Below are 1,327 nucleotides of genomic sequence, written 5' to 3'. Positions count from 1 at the left end.
CGGCCACGCTTCGGACGACCAAGTCTTGAAGACCTCGGGGCTCTGCCCCGAACCCCGGCCCTCCTCAGAGATCAGCCGGGGGGGATCACCTCGCCGGGCACCACAAGGGCTACCAGCCTCCCCGGACGGGGCCAAGGTCGTTCGTCCGGTAGGGCGCTCCACCTTGTCCCCGTCCGGGGAGGCTGGACGGTCTACAACTGCCCGACGAGGAGATCCGCTAAGCAGTTTGTCGGGCCTAATTCTGACCGACGGCGCCGAGCTGTTGTTCATCTGACCGATTCGGTCCGACGGTCGGTCGGCTGGGCCCTGCTCTCGGGCGTGGCCTAGCCCAACGGTGCCGCGTCTGGGCCCTCGCCCCAGATGTTCATCATCGTCCAGCGGGTAAGCCCGTAGACAAGCGTCCAGCCGACCGGCGTCAGGTAGGACACCGCGATGACGAATGCGGCGACGGTGCCGGCCCGGATCCGGTCCCGCAGTGCCTGCTCTCCCTCGCCCTTCAGCGCGCGCCGGCCCCGCCAGGCAAGAAACGCTGCGAGTAGCGGAGACAGCCAGGCCACCACCATGGCAATCACCGTGAACCAGGCGATCGGATTAGCCAGCGAGCCGCGTACCGACTGCCCCTCACTCAGCGGCGCGTACACCATGTCGTACACGCTGTTGCTATTCCCGCCGTGCGGCCCACCTAAAAGCCCAAAGAGGACGAAGAACACCGCGAGCCCGAAAGCCCACACTAGGGCCAGCTGCGTCCGCCACAGTCCGCTCGTCATCAGTCCAGCACCCAGTTCAGCAGCAGCCGACCCGGCGGCAACAGCGTGAAGACGAGAAAGGCCAGCGTGAGCCCGGCCGCCCCGAAAACCCAGCGCCGCAGAGCGTTCGACATCTCCCGACGCCGCCGAGCCAGCGAGGTGAACGACATCAGTAGGGAGAGGACCGCAGCCATCGGCCCCAAAATCGTGATGATCATGGCTGGAATCAGCAACACAAACATCGGCCCGTCGAACACATCGCCGGGCGCCTGACATCCGGGCGAGCAGTGATCGGTCCCTTGGAAGGTGAACTTCACAAGGTAAGGAACGAGCGCGCCTGACACGTAGAGCGCCACCATCGATAGCTGTCCGACCACAAGCAACCGCGCCGCTATGAAACGGGACCCCGGCTGTGACACCCGCGAAGGATACGGTGTTTGGATCTCCAGCGCCAGCACGGCCGCGATCTTCGCCCTTCCAAAATGAGGTCCCCAGCTCGAGCCAGGGCGCCCCGTCAACGGGACGGTCCGCATCCAGTCCGCAAGAGGTCCACGGAGGGTGGGGAGCGGTGAGAGACGCCG

Annotated in this window: 2 protein-coding genes; both read right to left on the bottom strand. The window is 65.9% G+C overall.

What is annotated here, in order from left to right; all coding sequences use genetic code 11:
* Window positions 1–323: 323 nt before the first annotated feature.
* On the bottom strand, window positions 324–767 hold the full coding sequence (locus V6U88_RS30110; RefSeq protein WP_334458289.1) for a hypothetical protein: 444 nt from the start codon (window positions 765–767) through the stop codon (window positions 324–326).
* Window positions 767–1,204, bottom strand: coding sequence for a hypothetical protein (locus V6U88_RS30105; RefSeq protein ID WP_334458288.1), 438 nt, complete (start codon window positions 1,202–1,204; stop codon window positions 767–769). Before V6U88_RS30105 ends, V6U88_RS30110 begins: the two co-directional genes overlap by 1 nt.
* Between the last annotated feature and the right edge of the window lie 123 nt (window positions 1,205–1,327).

The sequence above is a fragment of the Micromonospora sp. CPCC 205739 genome (assembly GCF_036906795.1).
GTDB lineage: Bacteria > Actinomycetota > Actinomycetes > Mycobacteriales > Micromonosporaceae > Micromonospora.
This window is presented reverse-complemented; position numbering and strand designations above follow the sequence as displayed.